The sequence below is a fragment of the Micromonospora sp. NPDC051227 genome, from assembly GCF_044455385.1.
In the GTDB taxonomy this organism is placed as follows: Bacteria; Actinomycetota; Actinomycetes; order Mycobacteriales; family Micromonosporaceae; genus Micromonospora.
Map to the genome: position 1 here is coordinate 15,560 of NZ_JBITET010000002.1, position 23,400 is coordinate 38,959.

The following is a 23,400-nucleotide window of genomic DNA, read 5'->3' on the forward strand; positions in this document are numbered from 1 at the left end:
GGTTCAGCGAGACGCTGAGGGAAACTCCTCGAAGTACGCCTCGACCCGCTCGGCCGTCGCCGGCCGGGCCAGCGCGAACCCCTGCCCGTACCGGCAGCCACCCCGGCGCGCCCCCTCGACCTGGGTCGACGACTCCAACTCCTCGGCGACGATCTCGACGCCCAGCCGCTCACCCACGTTGACCACCACGTCGATCAGCGGCGGTTGCCCGTCCGGGCGTGCGCCCACCAACTCCGGGCCCACCTTGAGCAGGTCGATCGGCAGGCGGCGAAGCTGGGCCAGCGAGGCGTGCTCGGGCCGGAAGTCGTCCAACGCGGTGCGTACACCCAACGACCGGAGCCCGGCCAGCCGAGCCACCACTGTCGACAGATCACCGGCGACCCTCGGCTCGCTCACCTCCACCACCAGCCGCTCCGGTGGCACCCCGTACGCGGCCAGCACGGCCGCGAGCCGCTGGACGAAGGCGGGGGTGGTCAGCTCCCGGGTGGTGACGTTGACCGCCATCCACAGCTCCCGGACACCCACCGACCAGTCGGACAACTGCCGGCAGGCCCGGTCCAGCACCCACCACTCCAACTCGCCGACCAGGTCCAGGTCCTCGGCGACCGGCAGCAACTCGGCCGGGAGCACAGTGCCGAGCACCGGGCTGCGCCACCGCAGCAGCGCCTCCGCGCCCACCGGCTGCCCGTCGGCCAGGTCGACCACCGGCTGGTAGACGAGGTCCAGCTCGCCGCGCGCCACCGCACCGGGCAGCTCGCGCTCCAGGTCGAGCCGACGCACCAGCTGTTCCTCCAGGAACGCGTCGTACCACTCCACTCGGTCCCGGCCCAGCTGCACGGCACGTCGCCGGGCCAGCTCGGCCTGCCGGAGCACGTCCGCCGGCCCGGCGCCGCTCACCTCGGCCAACCCGATGCTCGTCTGCACGCGCAGCATCGCGCCGGCCAGCCGGTAGGGCGGGCTGAGCGCGCTCAACAGTCGGGTGCCCAGCGCGTACGCCAGCACCGGCCCGGCGGCGGTGACCACCGCGAAGCCGGTACCCGTGCACCCGGTGACCAGATCGTCGGGGGCGATGACCGCGCGGGCCCGGTGCACCGCCTCGGCCAGCACGTCCTCCCGGGCCGTCGGGCCGAGACCCTCGGTGCCGTGCAGGTCCACCAGTAGCAGCGCGCCGGCCGACGCCGGAACGTCGCCGATCGCGGCCAGGGCGTCCAGCAGGGCGGCCCGGTCGCCGGGGCTCGCCGCCGCGGGTCGCTGGTTGAGCCCCGAGAACGCGGAACTGTGATCTGGCGACCAGGTCGAGCCGGCACCCATCGCGGTCGCCGCGCCCTCCGGGGCGCCCGGCCCCCGCTCGGGCGGCGGCTCCGGCGCGCCCGGCCAGCGGCCCGGGGCCGCACGGCGGTGCCGCAGCGAACGGCCGGCCGGTCGCCGATGAGCGGCACGCCGAACGGACGTGGACGCGTCGCCCGCGCGCAGCAGCTCGCGCAGCACCAGGGGCGGCATCGCCGCCAGGGCCAACAGCACGCTCGTCCGGTCCGGTGCGCGGCCGGCTCCCAGGTGCAGACCCGATGCCAGCAGCAGCACCGCCGCGGGGAGCACCGACTGGGGCCAGGCCGCGGCGACCGGTTCCGCCGACTCCGTGTCGTCCGCCGCATCCGCCGCGCCGACCGCGACGAGCAACATCCCGAACACCAACGGGGGTACGGCCAGCAGTGCCACCCGGCCGGCCGGCGCTGACGGCAACGTGGCCAGCAGCACCAGCCCGCCCACTGTGAGCAGGACGCCGCCCCGGCAGAGCGCCGCACCCGAGCGCCGACGTGGCCCCGCGAACGCGTTCAACGCGGCCATGCCCAACCCGCCCAGCGTCAACGCGCAGACCAGCCGAACCGGGACCGGAAGGCCGTCGGGGGGCAGTAGCAACCAGCCGGCGAGGGCCAGTCCGACGGCCGGGCCGGTCGACTCGACCAGCCACCGCAGCCGGACCGGGGCCGCCGGCCGGGATCGGCCGGGGAGCCGGTACAGACCGGCCGTCGAGAGGGCCGCCACGACCAGCGAGCCGATCAACACGGCGAGGGTGTGCCCGATGCCGGCCAGGGGCAACACGACGGCGGTGAGACCCGCCGCCACCACCGCCGCGTCGAGTAGCACCCCCGCCGCACGCGGTGTCGGATCGGTGCCGCGCCGCGACGCCAGCCGGGATAGTCGCAGCCCGGCGAGCGTGGCGCCGGCACCGGCGGCCAGCGCGATCACCACCGAGGGCGGGACCAGGTCGACGGAACCGGCGAGGAGGAGCAGCGCCACCGCCACGGACGTGGCGGCCTCCGGTGCCGCACGGCGGGGGACGAGGACGCGGAACGGGTACGCGAGGAGCACGGCGGTCGCCTTCGTGAGGGGGCACGGGGGCGGTGCGGCGGTGCGGGACATCGGACGTTGCGAGTCCGCTACCCACGATTGGCAACGATGGACGGCCGAATTGGTTACTTGCCGGTCACTCAGGGGAGACAACGACCTGTGTCACTGTACGGCGTACCGCACGCTGCCGGCACCGCCCGCCGCGAGCCGAAACAACCCGGAGTGGGATCATCGGAGGGTGAGTAAGCCCGACACGGTCCGCTTCCGGTACAACCAAGCCATCCTGGTGGCCGCGATCATCGCCTTCGTCGGCGCCCTGCCGCTGGCCAACGCCCGGGACTACCTGCTGCCGGTGCTGCTCGTCCCGCTCGCCGTCGCGGTGTGGGCCTGGCGGGCCGGCACCGACGCCGACGCGCGGGAGCTGCGCATCCGGGCGCTGGTCGGGCAGCGTCGGATCGAGTGGGACCAGGTCCTCGAGCTGACCACCGACCAGCGCGGGCGCGCGGTGGCCCGGCTCGACGACGGCCGCCAGGTCACTCTGCCGGCCGTCCGTGGGGCGGATCTGCCCCGACTGGTCGCGGCGACCGGCCAGCCGCTGCCGGACGCTCCGGCGGACACCCCCGGTCAGTAGCCGTCGACCACCGTGTTGATCAGCGGTTGCCCGGCGGCGAACCGGCGGACCTGATCGCCCACCAGCCGGTAGGCCCGTGGCAACAGCCCGCGCACCGACCCGCCGACGTGCGGGGTGAGCAACACGTTCGGCATGCCCCAGAGCGGCGAGTCGGCGGGCAGCGGCTCCGGGTCGGTGACGTCCAACGCCGCCGAGATCCGACCGGTGCCCAGCTCGGCGACGAGCGCCTCGGTGTGCGCGACCGGGCCGCGGGCGGCGTTGACCAGCAGCGCCCCGTCCGGCATCGCGGCCAGGAACGCCTTGTCGATCAGGCCACGGGTCTGGTCGGTGAGCGGCACCAGCACCACCACCACGTCCGCGTCGGGCAGCAGCCGGGGTAGCTCCTCGACGGCGTGCACCCCCTGCTCCGGGCGGGCCGTCCTGGCGACCAGGGTGAAGCTCACGTCGAACGGAGCGAGCCGGTCGCGCACCGCAGCACCGATCGAGCCGGCGCCGATGATGAGCACCCGCTTACCGGTCAGCTCGTCGGTCGGGGTGTTCTCCGCGAACGTCCAGCGCCGCTCGGCCTGCGCGCGGACGAACGCCGGGAACGCCCGCAGCTGGGTGAGGATCGCGGTGACGACCCACTCGGCGGTGGACGGGTCGTGCACGCCCCGGGCGTCGCAGAGCGTCACAGCCGGCGGTGTCCGGCCGGCCCAGGCGTCCGCCCCGGCGGAGAGCAACTGCACCACGGCCAGGTCGGGCAGCTCCCGCAGCACCGCCGTCGCGTCCGAGCCGCCCAGGAACGGCGGCACCCAGAAGCGGACGTCGGCCGCCTCGGACGGCATCCGGTCAGTGTGCTCGAAGACCTCCACTGTCACGTCCGCGGGCAGCTCGCCCAGGAGGTTCAGGCCGGCCTGGTGCGGAATCCATACCTTCACGTCCGTCGACGATAGTCCCCGCGGCCGCTGCCGGTGCAGGCACGGCGGCGAACCGGCGTCCCGAGCGGTGGCGCACGAGGCGGCGGCGGGCGAGACTCAGCACAGCGAGGTTCGATCCGGGCCCGCGCGAGGTATAAGGAAGGGTCGGAGGGCCGTCCGCCTCCGCCCGGCAGACAGGTGCACGATGAACGACGGCTCCCCCGCCTCCGCCCGGCGTTCCATTGCGCCACCCTCGGTGCTCGGCGACCCGGCGCGATTGCGCGCGCTCGCCGACACCGGGCTGGACGCCGCCCCGGACGAGGCGTTCGACCGGTTCGCCCGGCTGGTCAGCGACCTGTTGGACGTGCCGGTCGCGCTGGTCTCCCTGGTCTCCGCCGACCGGCAGTTCTTCCCGGGGGCGGTCGGGTTGCCGGAGCCCTGGTCGGAGCGTCGGCAGACCCCGCTGAGTCACTCGTTCTGTCAGCACGTGGTGGACGACGAGGTGCCGATGGTGCTGCCGGACGCCCGGCTCCACCCCCGCGTCCGGGACAACCTGGCCATCGACGACCTTGGCGTGGTCGCGTACGCCGGGATACCACTGACCGACCTCTCCGGCCGGGTGCTCGGCTCGCTCTGCGCCATCGACAGCAAGCCCCGCGCCTGGACGGCAGCGCAGCTGCGGACCCTGGCCGACCTGGCCGCCGCCTGCTCGTCGGAGCTGCGGCTGCGGATCGCGCTCGACGGCGCGCAGGAGGCCCGGCGGCGGGTGGTGCAGGCGCACGGGCGGCTGGAACTGCTGGCCGGGGTGAGCGAGACGCTGGCCGGCACCCTGGACGTGGGCATCGCGCTGCGCCGGCTCGCAGCCACCATGGTGCCGCTGCTCGCCGACTGGTGCCTGCTCACCCTGATCGGGCCGACCGGCCTGCCCCGCGAGGTGGTCTCGGTGCACCGGGACCCGGCCCGCGCGGCGGACGTCGACCGCTTCGGCGATCTGCTGCGTACCGGGCTGAGCTCCGAGTCGATCATCCGGACCGTGCTCCGGACCGGCCAGCCCCGGCTCGGCAGCGTGGCGTCCCTGGCCGACGTGACAAGGGGCACCACCCACCCGGAGATGGCCTCCATCGCCAGTCGGCTGGGCATCGCCTCCTACCTGAGCGTGCCGGTGCGGGGCGTCGGCGGCACGGTGCTGGGGGCGATCACCCTCGTCAACGGCGGAGAGCGTCAGCAGTTCGACGACCGGGACCTGCTCACCGCTGTCGACATCGGCCGTCGGGCCGGCCAGGCCGTCGGCAACAGCTCGATGTACGGCGAGCAACGGCACGTCGCCGAGGTCCTGCAACACAGCATGCTGCCCCAACTGCCGGTGGTGGCGGAGCTGGAGTTGGCGGCCCGCTACCAGCCGGCGGCCGACCGGGTCGAGGTGGGCGGTGACTGGTACGACGCCTTCGTGCAGCCCGACGGCGACGTGATCGCGGCGATCGGTGACGTGGCCGGGCACGACATCGAGGCGGCGGCGACCATGGGCCAGCTGCGCAACCTGGTGCGGGGCAACGCCTTCGGCCGGCCGGATGCGGTCGGGTCACTGATGAGCAACCTGGATGGCGCCATCCGTGGCCTGCGGCTGCCGATCGCCGCCACCGCGACGCTGGTGCGGATCTGTCCGCAGCGCGCCGGTGTGCACGAGGTGACCTGGTCCAACGCAGGGCACCCGCCGGCCCTGGTGGTCCGGGTCGGCGGGGCGGTGGAGTCCCTTGAGGCGACGCCGGAGCCGCTGCTCGGCCTGGGCCGCCCGTCGCCCCGCAGCAGCCAGTCGACCATCCTGGCCACCGGCGACACCCTGCTGCTCTACACGGATGGGCTGATCGAACGGCGGGACCGCTCCATCGACGAGGGGTTGGCCGAGCTGGTGGGCCGGCTGACCGGCACCGACACGCTGCCCCTCGACGACCTGTGCGACCTGGTGCTCGCCTCGATCCGACACCGTGAGGACGACACCGCGCTGCTGGCCGTACGGGCTCGGTGAGTGGTTAACCGGGGATCATCGAGCGGGTCCATCGGCACCCGTTGCCTCTCGACGGGCCCGGCCGGGTCGCGCGGCGGGCTACCCTGGGCCGGGTGAGCGCCCGTCCCCCGTACCCTCGCATCCACCGCCTCCGGGTGGCCCTCGCGGCGTCCTGCGCGGCGCTGCTGTTCACCGCCGGTTGCAGCTTCGGCGAGCCGGAGCCCGACCCGGCCGGCGAACCGCCCAACCTGCCGACCCCGTCCGCGTCGGCGAGCCCCGGCGGTGCCGGCCAGCAGGCGGTGGCGACAGTGCTCGCCAAGGGTCTGCGGGTGCCGTGGGCGATCGCCTTCCTGCCGGACGGCGGTGCGTTGGTCACCGAGCGGGACAACGGCCGGATCCTCCAGGTCGGGCCCGAGTCCGGGCCGGACGGGCTGCGGGTCCGCCCGGTGCAGACGATCCCCGACGTGGCGGCGGCGGGCGAGGGTGGCCTGCTCGGCGTCGCCGTCTCCCCCGACTACGCCCGGGACCGGACGGTGTTCGTCTACTACACCACCGAGCGGGACAACCGGGTCGCCCGGCTGCAACTCGGCGGGCAGCCCACCCCGATCCTCACCGGCATCCCGAAGGCCAATGTGCACAACGGTGGTGGGCTGGGCTTCGGACCGGACAAACAGCTCTACGTCAGCACCGGTGACGCCGGTCAGCGCCCCCTCTCCCAGGACGTGAAGAGCCTCGGCGGCAAGATCCTCCGGATCACCCCGGACGGTAAGCCCGCCGCCGGCAATCCGTACCCCAACTCCCCGGTCTGGTCCTTGGGGCACCGCAACGTCCAGGGTCTCGCCTGGGACGCCGCTAAGCGGATGTACGCCGTCGAGTTCGGCCAGAACACCTGGGACGAGATCAACCAGATCACCAGGGGCGGCAACTACGGGTGGCCGGAGGTCGAGGGCCAGGCCGGCGACAAGCGGTTCACCGACCCGATCGCGCAGTGGGCGACGTCGGACGCGTCCTGCTCCGGTCTGGCGGCCACGGACCGGCTGCTGGTCACCGGCTGTCTGCGCGGCAAGCGCCTCTGGGTGATGGAGCTGACCGACACCGGCACCCTGCTGGGTCAGCCCAGTGAGCTGCTCACCAACCGCTACGGTCGGCTCCGTGCGGTGGCCGCGGCACCGGACGGGTCGCTCTGGGTGAGCACCTCCAACCACGACGGCCGGGGCGATCCGGCGGGCGACGACGACCGGCTGCTGCGGGTGGTCTTCGCGGGTGGTGACGGCGGACGCAGCTGATTGCGTCACCATCCGTTCAGGTTTGCCAAGATCTTCCGACGGGCAGGTCAGAATTTCAGCATGGACGGGCAACGCGACGAGGGGCACGACGACGCCGGTGACCGGGACGACCCGGTGACCGGTGACGATCAGCCGCGCCCGACGACGGGTTGGTGGGTCGGCGCGGCCGGCCCGCTGCGCCGCCTCGGGCTGATCGTCGCCGTCCTCGCCGTGGCCCTGGCCGGGGCGGTGCTCGGGGTGCTGGCCGGTGGCCAGGTGAGCACCGACATCGGCCCGTTCCGGGCCAACCTCAGCATCTCCCCCGCCCGGGACGGCGGCACCACAGTCGACATCCCGCCGCTGGGCGCGCTGCTGCTCGACAGCCACGACGGGCCCACCCATCTCACCGTCCGGCTGGGCGCGCTCGACCAGGGGCGTACCGAGGCGCTGATCGACGATCCGGCCAGCATCAGCCGGGCCAGCCAGAGCGCCGTGGAGGACGTCCGCTCCGGGGTGATGCGCCTCGGCCTGCGTACCCTCGGCGCGTCGGTGCTTGTCACGTTGATCCTGGCCGGGCTGATCTTCCGCAACGCCCGGCGCACCGCCTGGGCGGGTGGGCTGGCGCTGCTGGTCACCGCCGGCAGCCTCGGCACGGCGGCGGCCACCCTTCGTCCGCAGGCCATCGAGGAGCCGCGCTACGAGGGGCTGCTGGTCAACGCGCCGGCCATCGTCGGTGACGCCCGCCGGATCGCCAACGACTACACCAAGTACGCGGAGCAGTTGCAGCGTCTGGTCGGCAACGTCAGCCAGCTCTACACCACCGTGTCGGCGCTTCCGCTGTTGGAGCCGACCCCGGGCACCACGCGGGTGCTGCACGTCTCCGACATGCACCTCAACCCCACCGGCTGGCAACTGATCCGGACGGTAGTGGAGCAGTTCGGCATCGACGTGGTGATCGACACCGGGGACATCACCGACTGGGGCAGCGAACCGGAGGCCTCGTTCGTCGCCTCGATCGGCCTGCTGAAGAAGCCGTACGTCTTCATCCGGGGCAACCACGACTCCGGCAAGACCGCCGCCGCGGTGGCCCGTCAGCCGAACGCGATCGTGTTGAACAACACGACCACGACGGTCGCCGGGTTGACCATCGCCGGCATCGGCGACCCCCGCTTCACCCCGGACAAGAACACCTCCCCGGCCGGCAGCGGGTTGACCCAGCAGGTGGCCGACCAGGTGATCGGGGCCGGCAACCAGCTCGCCGCGACGGTCCGCAGCTCACCGCGACCGGTCAACATCGCGCTCGTGCACGACCCGGCGTCGGCTGGGCCGCTCGCCGGCACCTGCCCGCTGGTGCTGGCCGGGCACACCCACTCCCGGCAGGTCTCCGAGCTGCCGCAGGCGCCCGGGCAGCAGCGCACCACGCTGATGGTGGAGGGCTCCACCGGCGGCGCCGGGCTGCGCGGCCTGGAGGGTGAGAAGCCAACCCCGCTGTCGATGAGCGTGCTCTACTTCGACGAGCAGAAGCTGCTCCAGGCGTACGACACCATCACCGTCGGCGGCACCGGCCAGGCCCAGGTCAACCTGGAACGACGCCTGGTGGAGAACCCGACCGCCGGCGTCCCCGCCACACCCACACCCACGCCGAGCGGTGGTGTCCCCGCCACACCCACGCCGACGCCGACCGGCTGAGCCGACGCCCGCCAGCGGACCGGCGGGCGGTCGACGGGTCAGCGGAGGGCGATGGCGGCCAGGGCGGCGTTGACGATGCTGCCGGGCAGCAGGTCGTGCAGTTCGTACAGCTCGGCGACGCTGCCGGACTGGCCGAACTCGTCCACGCCCAGCGGCACCGCCGGTGCGCCGACCGCCGAACCGAGCCAGGCCATCGCGTGCGACGCGGCGTCGTGCACTGTCACCACCGGCACCCGATCGGCGAACGCGGACCGCAGCGCGCCCGGCACGCTGGGCACCGTGGCCGTCCGTACGCCCTGGCGAAGGGTGCGCTGCCAGGCCCGGTAGAGCCGGTCCAGTGAGGTCACGTCGACCACGTGCGCGGCGATGCCCTCGTCGGCCAACTCGGCAGCGGCGGCCAGCACCTCGGGCAGCACCGCGCCGGAGGCGGCCAGCTGCACCACCGGGGCGTCGACCAGGTGCGGGTACGCCTGGTGCGCGTCGACCAGCCGGTACGCCCCGGCGACGACCTGACGGCGCAGCACCGCGTCGCCGAGCCGCGCCCGGGCCGCCTCGAACGGCGCCTGGTCCAGCGGTCGGGTGCTCAACCGGAAGTAGTACGCGCCGTCCTCGGCGGGTGCGGCGGTCGCGGCCGGGGCCGACCCGCCGGCGATCTGACCGAGCGCGTCGCAGAGCAGCCAGTCGAGGGTGGCCGCGTACGCCGGCTCGACGAAGGTCACCCCGGGCAGCTCCAGGCCGACCGACGCGGTGATCGTGGACTGGTGGGCGCCGCCCTCCGGGGCGAGGGTGATGCCGGACGGGGTGCCGGCCACCACGAACCGGGAGCCGGAGTAGGTGCCGTACAGGAACGCGTCGAGGCCGCGCAGCACGAACGGGTCGTAGACAGTGCCCACCGGCAGCAGCGGCTGCCCGGACAGGTCCCAGGACAGCCCGAGCTGACCGAGCAGCAGGAACAGGTTCATCTCCGAGATGCCCAGCTCGATGTGCTGCCCAGCGGGGCTCTCCGTCCAGCGCAGCATCCGGTCCTCGGTCCAGGAACGCTGCTCGGTGGGGGCGAACACCCCGGTCTTGTTGATGAACCCGGCGAGGTTGGTGGAGGTGGCCACGTCCGGGGCGGTGGTGACCAGGTAGCGGCCCACCTCCCGGTCCCGGGCCAGGTCAACCAGCACCCGACCGAAGACCTCCTGCGTGGAGATCGGCTTGGTTGCGCGTACTCCCGTGCTCTCCGGGACGGTGACCCCCAACGCGCGCTCGCGCGGCGCGCGGGACAGCGCCTCCCGGCGGGCGCCGGCCTGGATCCCGGCGGGTGACGCCGGGTCGAGGCGGTCCCACTCGGTCTCGGCGGTCAACCCCTGCGCGGCGCGCAGCGTGTCGACCTGCTCCGAGCTGAGCAGCGCGGAATGGTTGCGCGGATTGCCGGCGATGGGCAACCCCCAACCCTTCACCGTGTACGCGAAGACGACGCTGGGCCGGTCGGTGACCGCGTCACACTGGGCGTACGCGTCCAGCATCGCCTGAAGGTCGTGCCCGCCCAGGTCGGTGACGAGCGGGCCGAGCTCCTCGTCGGAGACGTCGGCGATCAGCTCGGCGATGCCGGCCGGAGCGCCGTCCAGGAACTGCTTGCGCAGCGCCGGGCCGGTCAGCCCGAACAGCGACTGGTACTGCTCGTTGGGCATCGCGTCGATCCAGTCGCGCAGCGCCTCGCCGCCCGGCCGGGCGTACGCCTCGGCGAGCCGGCGGCCGTACTTGACCTCCACGACGTGCCAGCCGGCCGCCTCGAACTGGCCCCGCCACTGGTTGATCCGAATGCCGGGGACCACCCGGTCCAGCGACTGGCGGTTGAAGTCGACGAGCCACATGACGTTGCCCAGCCCGGTGGTCGCCGGGTCGGCCACCGCCTCCCAGATGTTGCCCTCGTCCAGCTCGGCGTCGCCGATCAACGCCACGAACCGGGAGTGCGGGCGGGCCCCGAAGTGCGCGTCGACGTACCGCCGGGTGGCGGCGGCGAAGAGCGGCGCCGCCGCGCCCAGGCCGACCGAACCGGTGGAGAAGTCCACAGCGTCCGGGTCCTTGGTGCGCGACGGGTACGACTGGAGGCCGCCGCGGGCCCGCAGCCGGGGCAGGTAGGAACGGTCCAGGTTGCCGAGCAGGTACTGGATGGCGTGGAACACCGGGGACGCGTGCGGCTTCACGGCGACCCGGTCCTCGACGTCCAGGTGCGCGAACCAGAGCGCGGTCATCGCCGTGACCAGGGAGGCGCTGGACGCCTGGTGGCCGCCGACCTTCACACCGTCGCCGGTGGCCCGGTCATGGTTGGCGGCATCCACGATCCGGGTGGCGAGCCAGAGCACCCGCTGCTGGATCTCGTCGAGGACATCGAGGTCGTGCTCGGTCACGGTGGCTCCATCCAGGCGTCGCCGTTGACGCCCTCGCGAGGGGTGCGGGGTGGCCGCGTAGTCGACAGGGGGTGGCGGAAGGCCGCCGCCGGATCCCGGCGGCGGCCTGCTCCGGGTGGGTTTCAGCCCTGGACGCCGAGGCGCTCCAGGATCAGCTCACGCAGGGTCTTCGCGTCGGCCTGACCACGAGTGGTCTTCATGACCGCGCCGACCAGCGCGCCGACCGCCGCGACCTTGCCGCTGCGGATCTTGTCGGCGATGCCCGGGTTCGCGGCGATCGCCTCGTCCACGGCGGCGGTGAGCGCGCCGGTGTCCGACACGACCTCCAGGCCCCGGCTGGTCATGATCTCGGTGGGCGAGCCCTCACCGTCGACCACGCCCTCCAGCACCGTGCGGGCCATCTTGTCGTTGAGCTTGCCGGCGTCGACAAGACCCTGAAGCTCGGCGACCTGGGCGGGGGTGGCACCGATCTCGGCCAGCTCCACGCCGCTCTCGTTGGCCCGGCGGGACAGCTCACCCAGCCACCACTTGCGGGCCGCGGCCGGGGTGGTGCCGGCGGCCACGGTGGCCTCGATCAGCTCGACCGCTCCGGCGTTCAGCACCGACTGCATGTCCAGGTCGGAGAGGCCCCACTGCTGCTGGAGCCGACGCCGGTGCACCCGGGGCAGCTCCGGCAGGGCGGCCTTCAGCTCGGCGACCCAGGCCGGGTCCGGGGCGATCGGCACCAGATCCGGCTCGGGGAAGTACCGGTAGTCGGTGGCCGTCTCCTTCGAGCGACCCGGGGTGGTGTCACCGGTGTCCTCGTGGAAGTGGCGCGTCTCCTGGGTGATCCGGCCGCCCGCGTCGAGCACCGACGCCTGCCGCAGCATCTCCGAGCGGACCGCCCGCTCCACCGACCGCAGCGAGTTGACGTTCTTGGTCTCGGTACGGGTGCCCCACTCCGCGCCCGGCAGGTTGAGCGAGGTGTTCACGTCGCAGCGCAGCGAACCCTCCTCCATCCGCACGTCGGAGACGCCCAGGGTGCGGATCACGTCGCGCAGTTCGGCGACGTACGCCTTCGCCACCTCGGGGGCGAGCGCACCGGTGCCCGTGATCGGCTTGGTGACGATCTCTACCAGCGGGATGCCGGCCCGGTTGTAGTCGACCAGCGACTCCGTCGCGCCGTGGATGCGGCCGGTGGCGCCGCCGACGTGCAGCGTCTTGCCGGTGTCCTCCTCGAGGTGCACCCGCTCGATCTCGATCCGTACCGTCTCGCCGCCCACCTCGACGTCCAGGTAGCCGTCGACGCAGATCGGCTCGTCGTACTGGCTGATCTGGAAGTTCTTCGGCATGTCCGGGTAGAAGTAGTTCTTCCGGGCGAACCGGCACCACTCGGCGATCGAGCAGTTCAACGCCAGGCCGATCCGGATGATCGCCTCGATGGCCGCCTTGTTGGCCACCGGCAGCGAACCGGGCAGGCCCAGGCACACCGGGCAGACCCGGGTGTTCGGCTCGCCGCCGAAGTCGGTCGGGCAACCGCAGAACATCTTGGTGTTCGTGCCCAGCTCGACGTGGGTCTCCAGGCCGATCACCGGTTCGAAGCGCGCAACGACCTCGTCGTACGCGGGCAGTGTCGTGGTCATCGGGGCTCCTGCCTCACAGCGTCGGTGGGGTGAACGTGCCGACGGCGGACTCCAACGCGGCGGCGACCCGGTACATCCGGTCGTCGGCCATCGTCGGGGCCATCACCTGCAAACCGACCGGCAGCCCGTCGGAGAGCCCACAGGGCACCGAGATGCCCGGCCCGCCGTACAGGTTGGTCGGAATCGTGTAGAGGTCGGCCAGGTACATCTGGTACGGGTCGGCGGTCCGCGCGCCCATCGGGAACGCCACCGACGGGGTGGTCGGCGAGATCAGCGCGTCGACCCGCTCGAACGCGGCGGTGAAGTCCCGGGTGATCAGCGTCCGGACCTTCTGCGCCTGCCCGTAGTACGCGTCGTAGTAGCCCGACGACAGCGCGTACGTGCCGATCATGATGCGGCGCTTGACCTCCGGGCCGAAGCCGGCCTCGCGGGTCAGCGACATGACCTCCTCCAGCGACCGGTTGCCGTCGTCGCCGACCCGCAGGCCGAACCGGACACCGTCGAACCGGGCCAGGTTGGAGGAGCACTCGCTCGGGGCGATCAGGTAGTACGCCGGCAGGGCGTACGCGAATGTCGGGCAGGACACCTCGACGACCTCGGCACCCATCTTGGTCAGCGCGTCCACCGACTCGCGGAACGCGGCCATCACGCCCGGCTCGGCGCCCTCGCCCACGAACTCGCTCACGATGCCGAGCCGCACACCGGTGAGGTCACCGGTCGCGCCGAGCTTCGCCGCCGCCACCACGTCCGGCACCGGCTGCGGGATCGAGGTGGAGTCGCGCGGGTCGTGACCGCCGATCACCTGGTGCAGCAGGGCCGCGTCGAGCACCGTCCGGGCACACGGGCCGGGGGTGTCGAGCGACGAGGAGAAGGCCACCAGCCCGTAACGGGAGGTGCCGCCGTAGGTGGGCTTGGCGCCCACGGTGCCGGTGACCGCGCCGGGCTGGCGGATCGAGCCGCCGGTGTCCGAGCCGATCGCCAGCGGCGCCTCGTACGCGGCCAGCGCGGCGGCGCTGCCACCACCCGAGCCACCCGGGATCCGGCTCAGGTCCCACGGGTTGTGCGTCGGGCCGTACGCCGAGTATTCGGTGGAGGAGCCCATCGCGAACTCGTCCATGTTGGTCTTGCCGAGCATCACCGTGCCGGCCTCCCGCAGCCGCTGCACGATCGTCGCGTCGTACGGCGGGCGCCAGCCCTCCAGGATCTTCGACCCCACGGTGGTCGGCACGCCCCGGGTGGCGAGCACGTCCTTGACCGCGACCGGCACACCGGCGAGCGGGCCCAGCTCCTCGCCGGCGGCCCGGCGCTCGTCCACCGCGCGGGCCGCGGCGAGCGCGCCTTCGGTGTCGACGTGCAGGAAGGCGTGCACCCGGTCGTCGACCGCGGCGATCCGGTCCAGGTGCGCCTGCGTCACCTCGACGGCGGACGTCTCGCCCCCGGCGACCAGGGCCGCGATCTCCGTCGCGGTCATCTTGATCAGATCGCTCATGCCGTCACTCCGCTTCGCTCCGCGACGCCATGAGGCACCACGGCGCTGCACTGCTGATTCGCTCGCTGACGCTCGCTCATGAGGCCACATCCTCGGTCAGGATCCGCGGTACGCGGAACCGCTGGTCCTCGGCGTCGGGCGCGCCCGACAGCGCTTCCTCCGGGGTCAGGCACGGCGTGACGACGTCCTCGCGGAAGATGTTGGTCAGCGGCACCGAGTGCGAGGTCGGCGGGATGTCCGCGGCGGCGACCTCGCCGACCTGGGCGACCGCTTGGAGGATCACGTCGAGCTGGCCGGCGAACGTGTCCAGCTCCTCCTCGGTGACGGCGAGCCGCGACAGGCGCGCCAGGTGCGCGACCTCCTCGCGGGAGATGGCGGCCATCCGTGCCCCCTTCTGAATTCCTGCTGGTCGGGCGGTGTGCCGGCCGCGCGACAGGTGGAGCGTGACACGCGGTGACCGGAGCGAGTCTATTGTTCCGCTCCGGTGCCGCGTCCCCGACTCCCCCTCCAGCGACCCTCGTGCCGGGTCAGCGGGTGGGACGGCGATCGGCATCCGGCTGCGGGTGCCCCCCGGTCGGGCGGACCGGCCGGTACCGGGCCAGCCAGGTGACCAACTCCTCGGCCGGCATCGGCCGGGCGTAGAACCAGCCCTGAGCGGCGTCGCAGCCGGCGGCGTGCAGCATCCGCCAGGTCCGCTCGTCCTCGACACCCTCGGCGACCACCCGCAGCCCCAGCGCGCCGGCCAGCTCGATCATCGACCGGACGATCGCCGCGTCGTCGGCGTCGTCGGCCATGCCGAGGACGAACGACCGGTCCACCTTCACCTCGGCCAGCGGCAGGCGGCGCAGGTGCTGGAGCGAGGAGTAGCCGGTGCCGAAGTCGTCCAGCGCGATGGCCACCCCGATCCGGTGCAGGCGGGAGATGGTGGCCAGCACCCGGCGCGGGTCGGCCATCAACGCGCCCTCGGTGATCTCGACCTGAAGCCGCTCGGCCGGCACCCCGTAGCGGGCCAGCCGGTCGGCGATCTGGTCGGCGATCTCGCCGGTGTGCAGGTCGCGCACGCTCACGTTCAGCGCCGCGCGCAGGCCGATGCCGGCCGCCGACCACTTGGCGAGCTGCTCCACCACGTCGTCGACGACACGACGGGTGAGCAGTCGCATCACGGCGCTCTGCTCGGCGACCCGGATGAGTTCCTCCGGGTCGACCATGCCCCGCCGGGGGTGCCGCCACCGCAGCAGTGCCTCGACGCCGACCACCTCACCGGTCGCGATGGCGATCTGCGGCTGGTAGTACATGGTGATTTCCCCGGCGTCGTCGGCCGGCTCATCGTCCGCGTGTGCCCACCCGGTCGGTTCGAGTGGCTGCCCTGGTGTACCCGGCCCGACGTCCCGCCGAGCCCCGTCGCGCCCCTTGCCCGCCGCGCCCCCGTTCGGGGACCGTCGACCGATCCCGCCCCCGGCGCGCCGCTCCCGGACCGGGCCGGAACGGGCGCCGGCGACCGTGGCACGGGCGTTGCGCCCCCGGATCGGGTCGGCTCCGGTGGCGATCCGGTTGATCAGCTCATCGGAGTGCACCAGCTCGGCGTCGGTGCGCCGACGGCGTGCCCACCACCGGGCAGCTCCCGGCCGTGCTGTGGCGACCGCCGACGCCGGGTCCGCCGCTGCCGCGGACCGGTCCGACGCCGCGGTGGGCAGCGCGCCCTCGGCCGGGGCGCCGGTAGGCAGCGCCGCCCCGTCACCGCCGCGCACCTCCGCCGACGCGACAAGGGGTACGTCGGCAGTCCGCTCGGCGTCGCTCGGCACGCCGTGCCGGCCGTTCCCGTCCGGCTGCGCACCCTCGCCGCGGCCCTGAACCGCCGGCTCGGCGTCGGCGTCGAACGGCCCCTCGGCCGAAGGGCTGGTCTCCAGTACGCGGCGCAGGTCGGCGAGGAGGCCGAGGCGCTCGGCGGAGTTGTGGTCGGACTCCGGGGCGTACACGGCCACCGTGTCGTTGCGGTGCTTGGCGTCGTACATCGCGACGTCGGCGTGGCGCATCAGGGTGGCGAAATCCTCGCCGTGCTCCGGGAAGAAGGCGATCCCGATCGACCCGCCCACGTCCAACGGCAGCCCGTCGAGCGGCACCGGCTCGGCCAGCGCCTGAACCACCCGGTCGGCCAACTCCCGCGTCTGACCGACGTCGGTCAGCCCGGTCATCACGATGGCGAACTCGTCACCGCCCAGCCGGGCGATCATCTGTGGTCGTGGCTGCATGTCGGTGAGTCGGGCGCTGACCTCGACCAGCAGCCGGTCGCCCACGGCGTGCCCGAGGGCGTCGTTGACGTTCTTGAAACGGTCCAGGTCGATCAGCAGGAGCGCGAGTTGCCCGTCGGGTTCACCACGGGCGGTCCGCTCGGCGTGCAGGTGCACCTGCTCGGCCACCTCGGCCAGCAGGGCCTTGCGGTTGGGCAGCCCGGTCAGCGGGTCGGCGGCGGCGAGGTGCTGCTGTTCGTTGGTCAACCGTGCCATCCGGTAGACGGCGAAGAGCGGTACCAGCACCAGCGGGATCAGCGCGGCGCTGACCCGCGCCGCCGCGACCAGCACCGGGGCGAGCAGCAGCAGTGAGCCGGTGGAGAGCAACTCGAAGCCGAGGCCCTGGCGGACGGTGGGCCACCAGCGATCCCCGAACCGGAGCCGCACCGCCCAGCTGACCAACCCGTAGTTGACGACGAACCAGGCCAGCGCGGCACCGCCGACGGCGGCCACATCGGTCCAGTGCAACCGCCCACCGGAGAAGATGGTGCCCGAGCCGAGCTGGATCACCCCGTAGGCGGCGGCGAGAGCACAGGCGTACTGGCCAACGTTGAACGCCGTGCGCCACGCCGCGTGCCGCATCCGCCAACCCGAGACGACGACGCCCACCGCCTGCACCAGCACCGCCGGGCCGAGACCCCAGCCGAGCAGGATCGCGAAGGTGAAGCAGGTGGACGGGAACACCGCCGACGTCTGCCGGCGCCCCGGTGGCACGAACGGGCGCGCGTCGCAGACCACGGCGAGCGCGGCCATCGTCCAGAACGCCACCGGCAACTGGGACAACTCGCCGGGGAGCGTCGCGAGTGGAACGGCAGCGGTCAGCGCGGCGACCGCCAGGATGCCGGCGATGAAGGCGGCGAACAGTGCGACCCGTCCCGCAGGAAGCGAGTTGCGTGGGTCGGCGACCTCCACCACACCTCCCGACCGACCATCGGCGTGCCGGTGCGCGCGCCGTGACCCAATGAAACGCCCTCGGCCCCCAGTTTCCCGGTACGACAGTCACGAATCGGTCGTAGTCGTAATTAAGTTGGTATACGCGGCCAGTCGCCGTGCCCGGCCGCCGGCGGGGTCAGCCGCCCAGCTGAGCGACCTCCCGGGCGGCGTCCGGGCCGGCGTCCAGCAGGAGTCGGAACCCGTCCTCGTCGAGCACCGGCACCTTGAGACTGGCGGCCTTGTCGGCCTTCGACCCGGGGTTGTCCCCCACCACCACGAAGCTCGTCTTCTTGGAGACCGACCCGCTGACCTTGCCGCCCCGGCTCTGCACGGCCTCGGCGGCCTGGTCGCGGGAGAAACCGGCAAGGGTGCCGGTCACCACCACGGTCAACCCCTCCAACGGGCGCGGACCCTCGTCGACCGCCTCCTCGGCCATCCGTACGCCGGCCTCGGCCCACTTGCGGACCACCTCGCGGTGCCAGTCCACCGCGAACCACTCCCGGATGCTGGCCGCGATGGTCGGCCCGACCCCGTCGACGGAGGACAGCTCCTCCTCGGTGGCCGCGTCGATGGCGTCCATCGAGCGGAAGTGCCGGGCGAGCGCCTGGGCCGCGGTCGGGCCGACGTGCCGGATGGAGAGCGCCACCAGCACCCGCCACAGGTCCCGTTCCCGGGCGACCGCGAGATTGTCCAGCAACTTGGTGGCGTTGCTGCCCAGGCTGCCGTCCTTGTTGACGAAGAATGGCGACCGGGACAGCTGCTCGGCGTCGAGCTGGAACAGGTCGCCCTCGTCGCTGATGATCTCCGCGTCGAGCAGGGCGGCCGCGCCCTTGTAGCCGAGCACCTCGATGTCGAACCCACCCCGGCCGGCGAGGTGGAACACCCGCTCCCGCAACTGTGCCGGGCAGCTGCGGGTGTTGGGGCAACGGATGTCCACGTCGCCTTCCTTCGACGGTGCGAGCGGGGTGCCGCAGGCCGGGCAACTGGTCGGCATGACGAACGGCCGGGCATCGGCTGGCCGCAGGTCGACCACCGGGCCGAGCACCTCGGGAATCACGTCGCCGGCCTTGCGCAGCACCACCGTGTCGCCGATCAGCACCCCCTTGCGCTCCACCTCGCGGGCGTTGTGCAGGGTGGCGAGCGCGACAGTGGAACCGGCCACGCGCACCGGCTCGAGCACGGCGAACGGGGTGACCCGGCCGGTGCGCCCCACGTTCACGTCGATGTCGAGCAGCTTGGTGGTGACCTCCTCCGGCGGGTACTTGAAGGCGATCGCCCAGCGCGGGGCACGACTGGTCGACCCGAGCCGGCCCTGAATGGAGACCGGATCGACCTTGACCACCACGCCGTCGATCTCGTGCTCGACGTCGTGCCGGTGCTCGGCGTAGTAGGCGATGAACTCCGCCACGCCGGCCAGGTCCGGGACGACCCGCCACCGGTCGCTGGTCGGCAACCCCCACGACTTGAGCGCCGCGTACGACTCGGACTGGGCGGTGGGCTGGAACCCCCGGCGGGCGCCGATGCCGTGCACGACCAGGCGCAGCGGCCGGGTGGCGGTGACCCGTGGATCCTTCTGTCGCAGGCTGCCGGCGGCGGCGTTGCGGGGGTTGGCGAAGGGCGCCTTGCCCTGCTCCACCAGACCCGCGTTGAGATCGGCGAACGCGGCGATCGGGAAGTAGATCTCGCCCCGGACCTCCACCAACTCGGGAACGTCCGGGAATTCGGCGGACGCGACGAGCTGGCTGGGCACGTCCCGGATGCTGCGCACGTTTGCCGTGACGTCCTCACCGGTACGTCCGTCGCCTCGGGTGGCGGCCCGGACCAGCCGGCCGTTCTCGTAGGTCAGGTTGATCGCCAGCCCGTCGACCTTCAGCTCGCACAGGTAGGGCACCGGGCCGCCCGCGTCCCGTTCGACCCGCTCGGCCCAGGCCGCCAACTCCTCGTCGGCGAAGGCGTTGTCGAGCGAGAGCATCCGTTCGGCATGGGTGACCGGGGTGAAGTCGGTGGAGAACGTGCCACCCACCCGCTGGGTCGGCGAGTCGGGCGTCCGCAGCGCCGGAAACTCCTCCTCCAGCGCCTCCAGCTCGCGCAACTGCCTGTCGAAATCGGCGTCGGGGATGGTCGGCGCGTCCAGCACGTAGTAGCGGTACTGATGCTCGGTCAACTCCTGACTGAGCGCGGCATGCCGTTCCCGGGCCTGCGGCGTGGGCTCAGCCCCGGCCGCCGCCTCCTGCGCCGGGCTGACCTGCTGACCGATCTGTTCCTCGGACACACCGCCACCTTCGGACACGCCTGCGACCTCCCTGATCACGCTACTCCGGCACCGTATCGGGCCGGTGGGACAATCCGCCGCCCACCCGCGCCCGAAGCGACCTCACCCTCAGCCCCATCCGGTGATCACGTGATGCTCAGTAGCCGTCGACGGGGCGATCCAGCTACTGGTCATCAAGTGATCAAGGGTGACGGCCGAGTGCCACCGGGGGCATGGCGGCGTGGAGGTGTGCGTGCAGCGCGGCGGTGGGGCGGCCGCGGTGTGGTTGGCGGGCGGCGCGGGCGGCGGCGTGCAAGGATCGCCGGACGGTGCGGCCGGCGGGTCGCCGGGACGCGGAGGTACGGATGCCCGAGGCACTGCTCTGGGCGGTGGCGATCCTGCTGGCGGTGGCCGCCGGCTGGGCGTGGAACAGTTGGCGGCACCGGGTGGCCAACCGGCGTCCGGGCACCCGGCCGGGTCGGGGCGGCACCGGTGGTCGTCGTTCCACCCCGCCGCGGCCCCGTGGCGCCGAACGGCCGTCCACCAAACCCCGCTCGCGCGACACCGACCGGCACGGCGACGCCCCGGCGCCCGGTGAGATCTGGTGGGCCGACGTGCCGTACGCCGACGGCAGCGGGTCGAAGGTGCGCCCATGCCTGGTGCTGCGCGCCGACTCCCGGGGCGCCGACGTCCTGAAGATCACCAGCCAGGACAAGAGCGACAGGGACGACCACGTGCGGATTCCCACCCGGGAGTGGGACCCGGGCGCGGAGCACGACAGCTACCTCAGCCTCACCGAGCCGATCCGACTCAGCTCGGCCGCCTTCGCCGACCACGCCGGTCGCTGCGACGCCGACCTGTGGCGAAAGGTCCGCAGCCTGCGCCACCTCCCCACCTCCTGACCGCCCGCCGACCACCCCTCCCCGTCCTGGCGGCCGAGCGCGGCTCATGATCAACTCGGGTTCCTGAAAGTCGCGGTGTCCTGAGGCCCCGGATGCCCCGGTTTACAGGAAACCGAGTTGATCATGACTGCCCGGCCGAGGCAGGCCGGTCAGCCAACCAGGCGGGGCAGGCCGAGCAGGCCGAGCCAGGCCGAGCCAGGCCAGACCGAACCGGGCCGGATCAGTCCCAGGTCGCGCCGAGCGTGGCCAACTGGTCCGCGTACTCGATGCGGTCGGCCCAGTCGCGCGGCCAGGCGGTCATGCCGACGGCCGCGCCCACGAACGCGCCGGCCAGGGCGGCGATCGAGTCGGAGTCGCCGGCGGTGGTCGCGCCGCGGGCCAGCGCCGCGACCGGGTCGTCGGCGTGCCGTACGGCGCAGAGCAGCGCGGTGGCCAGCGCCTCCTCGGCCACCCAGCCCTCCCCGGTGGCCTGACACGGGTCACCACCGTCGTCCGGTAGCGCCAGGGTGTTGGTCAGTCGGCCCAGCACCGCCAGACACTCGTCCCAGCCCTGGGCGATGAACTCCTGCGGAGAACCGGACCCGGCGCGCTGCCAGAGGTCTCCCAGCCACCGCTCCCGGTAGACCAGGCGCTGGGACAGTGCCCGCTCGGTGAGCAGCGCGGGAAGGTCGGGCAGCGAGGCGCCCGCGCGCAGCGCGAAGACCACGTAGGCGGTGAGTTCGCTGGCGGCCAACCCGGTCGGGTGGCCGTGGGTCAGCCCGGCCTGCAACTGGGCCAACCCGGCGAGTGTGTCGAGGTCCACGTCGAGCAACCCGACCGGGGTGACCCGCATGTTGGCTCCGCAGCCCTTCGAGCCGACCACCGTCGCCTCCTGCCAGCGCACCCCACGGCTCAGCTCGGCGCAGGCGCGCAGGCAGGTCATGCCCGGGGCACGGTTGTTGTCCGGGCTGACCGCCCAGGCCAGGAAGCGTTGCCGCAGCAGTGGCTCCACTGCCTCCGGCGTGAACGACGGCGCCTCGTGCAGCGCCCAACCCACCGCCAGCGCCATCTGGGTGTCGTCGGTGACCAGTGCCGGCTCGCCGGACAGCTCACGCGGACCGGCCGGGCCGTACCGGCGCTCGATCTCGGCGACGGTCAGGAACTCGGTCGGCTTGCCCAGCGCGTCACCGTAGGCGAGGCCGAAGAGCGAAGCGGAGGCGCGCAGCGCAGAGGTGGGGATCACGGCGGCCATCATGCCCGGCCGCCGCAACCCACGGCGGGCTCAGTCCCAGCAGAGGCAGAACGGGTGGCCGGCCGGATCGGCGTAGACCCGGAAGCCCTCGCCCTCGCCGGGCAGCCGCCGAGCCCCCAGCGCGAGCGCCGCCTTCTCGGCGGCCTCGATGTCGTCCACCGTCACGTCGAGGTGGAACTGCTGTGGGCGCTCGGGATCCGGCCAGACCGGGGGGCGCAGGTTGAGCGCCTGCTGGAAGGCGAGGCGCGGCTGATGACCGGGCGGGCCGCCCAGCACCACCCAGTCGTCGTCGGAGTCGCCCTCGGCGAGCGGCACCCCGAGCAGCTCGGCGTAGAACGCCGCCAACGCCCGCGGATCCGGGCAGTCGATCACCACTGAACGCAGCTGTCCAATCATGACCGTCATCCTGCCCACCGGGTACGACAGGAAACCTCACACCTCGGCGAGCCGTCGGCCGGCGTCCCGGCACGCGGCGAGCACCTCCCGCGCGTACTCCGGGGTGGCACCGGCGAGACCGCAGGCCGGGGTGACCACCACCTGCTCGGCGAGCTGCCGACGGGGAAAGCCGAGGCGGTCCCAGACCTGGCGTACCCGATCGGCGATCTGCGCGGAGGTCGGCGCGCCACCGGCCGACGGCGGCCGGGCCGGCGCGGCCCCGGCCAGCAACCCGAGGCCGGCGTCGATCGCCTCACCCAGCGGGTCGAGCTTGGTGACCAGGTCCAGGTCGAGGGCGACCGCGACGGCGCCGGTGGAGCGGATCAGCTCCAGCGGCACGTCCGGGGCGCAGCAGTGCACCAGTGTCGGTACGCCGACCGCGTCGACGATCGTGCGCAGCAGGGCGGCGGCGTCCACCGACTCGACCGCCCGGTACGCGCCCAGCCCGCTCTCGGTCGGCACCCGCCCGGCCAGCACGGTCGGCAGTGACGGTTCGTCCAGTTGCAGCAGCACCGATGCCCCGGGCAGCCGGCGGGCAACCGCCGCGACGTGCGCGCGCAGCCCTTCGGCGAGGGAGCCGGTCAGGTCACGGACCGCGCCGGGATCGCGCAACAGTCGGCCACCGATCGGCAACTCCAGGGAGGCGGCCAGCGTGAGCGGGCCGGCAGCCTGCACCTTGATCGGCCCGTTGTACCCCTCGGCCTGCTCGGCGAGCTGGTCCAGGTCGCGTTCCATCAGGTCACGGGCCCGGCGCAGGTCGCGGCCCGGGCGTGGGGCGACCCGCCACCGCCCCGCGTACACCTCGACGGGCAGCTCGACGAGCAGCCCGGCGGATCGGCCGATCATGTCCGCTCCGGGGCCACGGGTCGGCAACTCGGGCAGGTGGGGCAGCTCGGGAAGTTCACCGAGGACCACCCGCTGAGCCTCGCCGATGTCGGTGCCGGGCAGCGAACCAATTCCGGTTGCCGCGCCGGCCGGCCAGGGCCACGCCTGATCTGTCACGGGCGAAGGCTATCCC

At 73.1% G+C, this 23,400-nt stretch carries 16 protein-coding genes; 5 read left to right on the top strand and 11 right to left on the bottom strand.

Annotated features, from left to right (window positions below; genetic code table 11):
* Positions 1–3 precede the first annotated feature (3 nt).
* Complete coding sequence (locus tag ACIA47_RS04225; protein WP_396705391.1) at positions 4–2,370, bottom strand: EAL domain-containing protein; 2,367 nt, start codon at positions 2,368–2,370, stop codon at positions 4–6.
* 217 nt (positions 2,371–2,587) lie between these two features.
* Here ACIA47_RS04225 and ACIA47_RS04230 point away from each other — a divergent pair, with 217 nt between their 5' ends.
* Positions 2,588–2,980 (top strand): PH domain-containing protein, encoded by a 393-nt coding sequence (locus tag ACIA47_RS04230; RefSeq protein WP_396705393.1) that lies wholly within the window; start codon positions 2,588–2,590, stop codon positions 2,978–2,980.
* On the opposite strand, the gene ACIA47_RS04235 is transcribed toward ACIA47_RS04230, so the two are convergent.
* Positions 2,974–3,900: a 2-hydroxyacid dehydrogenase gene (locus tag ACIA47_RS04235; protein WP_396705394.1), complete on the bottom strand. Its 927-nt coding sequence runs from the start codon at positions 3,898–3,900 to the stop codon at positions 2,974–2,976. The genes ACIA47_RS04230 and ACIA47_RS04235 overlap by 7 nt on opposite strands.
* 184 nt (positions 3,901–4,084) lie before the next feature.
* On the opposite strand from ACIA47_RS04235, the gene ACIA47_RS04240 reads away from it, so the two are divergent.
* From ACIA47_RS04240 to ACIA47_RS04250, 3 genes are all read left to right on the top strand, one after another.
* Entirely contained in the window at positions 4,085–5,902 is a 1,818-nt protein-coding gene (locus tag ACIA47_RS04240; protein ID WP_396705396.1) for a GAF domain-containing SpoIIE family protein phosphatase, read from the top strand.
* Positions 5,903–5,994: 92 nt separating this feature from the next.
* Complete coding sequence (locus tag ACIA47_RS04245) at positions 5,995–7,167, top strand: PQQ-dependent sugar dehydrogenase (protein ID WP_396705399.1); 1,173 nt, start codon at positions 5,995–5,997, stop codon at positions 7,165–7,167.
* 60 nt (positions 7,168–7,227) lie between these two features.
* The gene (locus tag ACIA47_RS04250; RefSeq protein ID WP_203124706.1) at positions 7,228–8,835 is read left to right on the top strand and encodes a metallophosphoesterase; all 1,608 of its coding nucleotides are present in this window, start codon (positions 7,228–7,230) and stop codon (positions 8,833–8,835) included.
* 38 nt (positions 8,836–8,873) lie between these two features.
* Here the strand turns inward: ACIA47_RS04250 and ACIA47_RS04255 are convergent, their stop codons facing one another.
* From ACIA47_RS04255 to ligA, 6 genes are all read right to left on the bottom strand, one after another.
* A complete protein-coding gene (locus tag ACIA47_RS04255; RefSeq protein WP_396705402.1) occupies positions 8,874–11,231 on the bottom strand; it encodes a transketolase-like TK C-terminal-containing protein in 2,358 nt (785 codons plus the stop codon).
* Between the two features lie 122 nt (positions 11,232–11,353).
* The gene (gatB, locus tag ACIA47_RS04260) at positions 11,354–12,853 is read right to left on the bottom strand and encodes an Asp-tRNA(Asn)/Glu-tRNA(Gln) amidotransferase subunit GatB (RefSeq protein WP_203124709.1); all 1,500 of its coding nucleotides are present in this window, start codon (positions 12,851–12,853) and stop codon (positions 11,354–11,356) included.
* A 13-nt stretch (positions 12,854–12,866) separates the two neighbouring features.
* On the bottom strand, positions 12,867–14,342 hold the full coding sequence (gatA, locus tag ACIA47_RS04265; RefSeq protein WP_203124711.1) for an Asp-tRNA(Asn)/Glu-tRNA(Gln) amidotransferase subunit GatA: 1,476 nt from the start codon (positions 14,340–14,342) through the stop codon (positions 12,867–12,869).
* Positions 14,343–14,418: 76 nt separating this feature from the next.
* Positions 14,419–14,724, bottom strand: coding sequence for an Asp-tRNA(Asn)/Glu-tRNA(Gln) amidotransferase subunit GatC (gene gatC / locus ACIA47_RS04270; protein WP_091393256.1), 306 nt, complete (start codon positions 14,722–14,724; stop codon positions 14,419–14,421).
* 145 nt (positions 14,725–14,869) lie between these two features.
* Complete coding sequence (locus tag ACIA47_RS04275; protein ID WP_396705405.1) at positions 14,870–17,542, bottom strand: EAL domain-containing protein; 2,673 nt, start codon at positions 17,540–17,542, stop codon at positions 14,870–14,872.
* A gap of 157 nt (positions 17,543–17,699) precedes the next feature.
* Positions 17,700–19,835 (bottom strand): NAD-dependent DNA ligase LigA, encoded by a 2,136-nt coding sequence (gene ligA / locus ACIA47_RS04280; protein WP_396705407.1) that lies wholly within the window; start codon positions 19,833–19,835, stop codon positions 17,700–17,702.
* Between the two features lie 344 nt (positions 19,836–20,179).
* On the opposite strand from ligA, the gene ACIA47_RS04285 reads away from it, so the two are divergent.
* Entirely contained in the window at positions 20,180–20,716 is a 537-nt protein-coding gene (locus tag ACIA47_RS04285) for a type II toxin-antitoxin system PemK/MazF family toxin (RefSeq protein WP_396705409.1), read from the top strand.
* 220 nt (positions 20,717–20,936) lie between these two features.
* Here ACIA47_RS04285 and ACIA47_RS04290 read toward each other — a convergent pair whose 3' ends face one another.
* The 3 genes from ACIA47_RS04290 to ACIA47_RS04300 are packed head-to-tail and all read right to left on the bottom strand — an operon-like array spanning position 20,937 to position 23,384.
* Positions 20,937–21,947, bottom strand: a complete 1,011-nt coding sequence (locus tag ACIA47_RS04290; RefSeq protein ID WP_396706360.1) for an ADP-ribosylglycohydrolase family protein — start codon at positions 21,945–21,947, stop codon at positions 20,937–20,939.
* Between the two features lie 30 nt (positions 21,948–21,977).
* A complete protein-coding gene (locus ACIA47_RS04295; protein WP_396705411.1) occupies positions 21,978–22,343 on the bottom strand; it encodes a VOC family protein in 366 nt (121 codons plus the stop codon).
* A 36-nt stretch (positions 22,344–22,379) separates the two neighbouring features.
* On the bottom strand, positions 22,380–23,384 hold the full coding sequence (locus ACIA47_RS04300) for a methionine synthase (RefSeq protein ID WP_396705413.1): 1,005 nt from the start codon (positions 23,382–23,384) through the stop codon (positions 22,380–22,382).
* Between the last annotated feature and the right edge of the window lie 16 nt (positions 23,385–23,400).

What these genes read in the sequence shown, in the direction of transcription:
- gatB (WP_203124709.1), bottom strand. Translation starts at nt 12,853, where the DNA reads ATGACCACGACACTGCCCGCGTACGACGAGGTCGTTGCGCGCTTCGAA.
- ACIA47_RS04240 (WP_396705396.1), top strand. Translation starts at nt 4,085, where the DNA reads ATGAACGACGGCTCCCCCGCCTCCGCCCGGCGTTCCATTGCGCCACCC.
- ACIA47_RS04285 (WP_396705409.1), top strand. Translation starts at nt 20,180, where the DNA reads ATGCCCGAGGCACTGCTCTGGGCGGTGGCGATCCTGCTGGCGGTGGCC.
- ACIA47_RS04295 (WP_396705411.1), bottom strand. Translation starts at nt 22,343, where the DNA reads ATGATTGGACAGCTGCGTTCAGTGGTGATCGACTGCCCGGATCCGCGG.
- ACIA47_RS04290 (WP_396706360.1), bottom strand. Translation starts at nt 21,947, where the DNA reads ATGGCCGCCGTGATCCCCACCTCTGCGCTGCGCGCCTCCGCTTCGCTC.
- ACIA47_RS04250 (WP_203124706.1), top strand. Translation starts at nt 7,228, where the DNA reads ATGGACGGGCAACGCGACGAGGGGCACGACGACGCCGGTGACCGGGAC.
- gatA (WP_203124711.1), bottom strand. Translation starts at nt 14,342, where the DNA reads ATGAGCGATCTGATCAAGATGACCGCGACGGAGATCGCGGCCCTGGTC.
- gatC (WP_091393256.1), bottom strand. Translation starts at nt 14,724, where the DNA reads ATGGCCGCCATCTCCCGCGAGGAGGTCGCGCACCTGGCGCGCCTGTCG.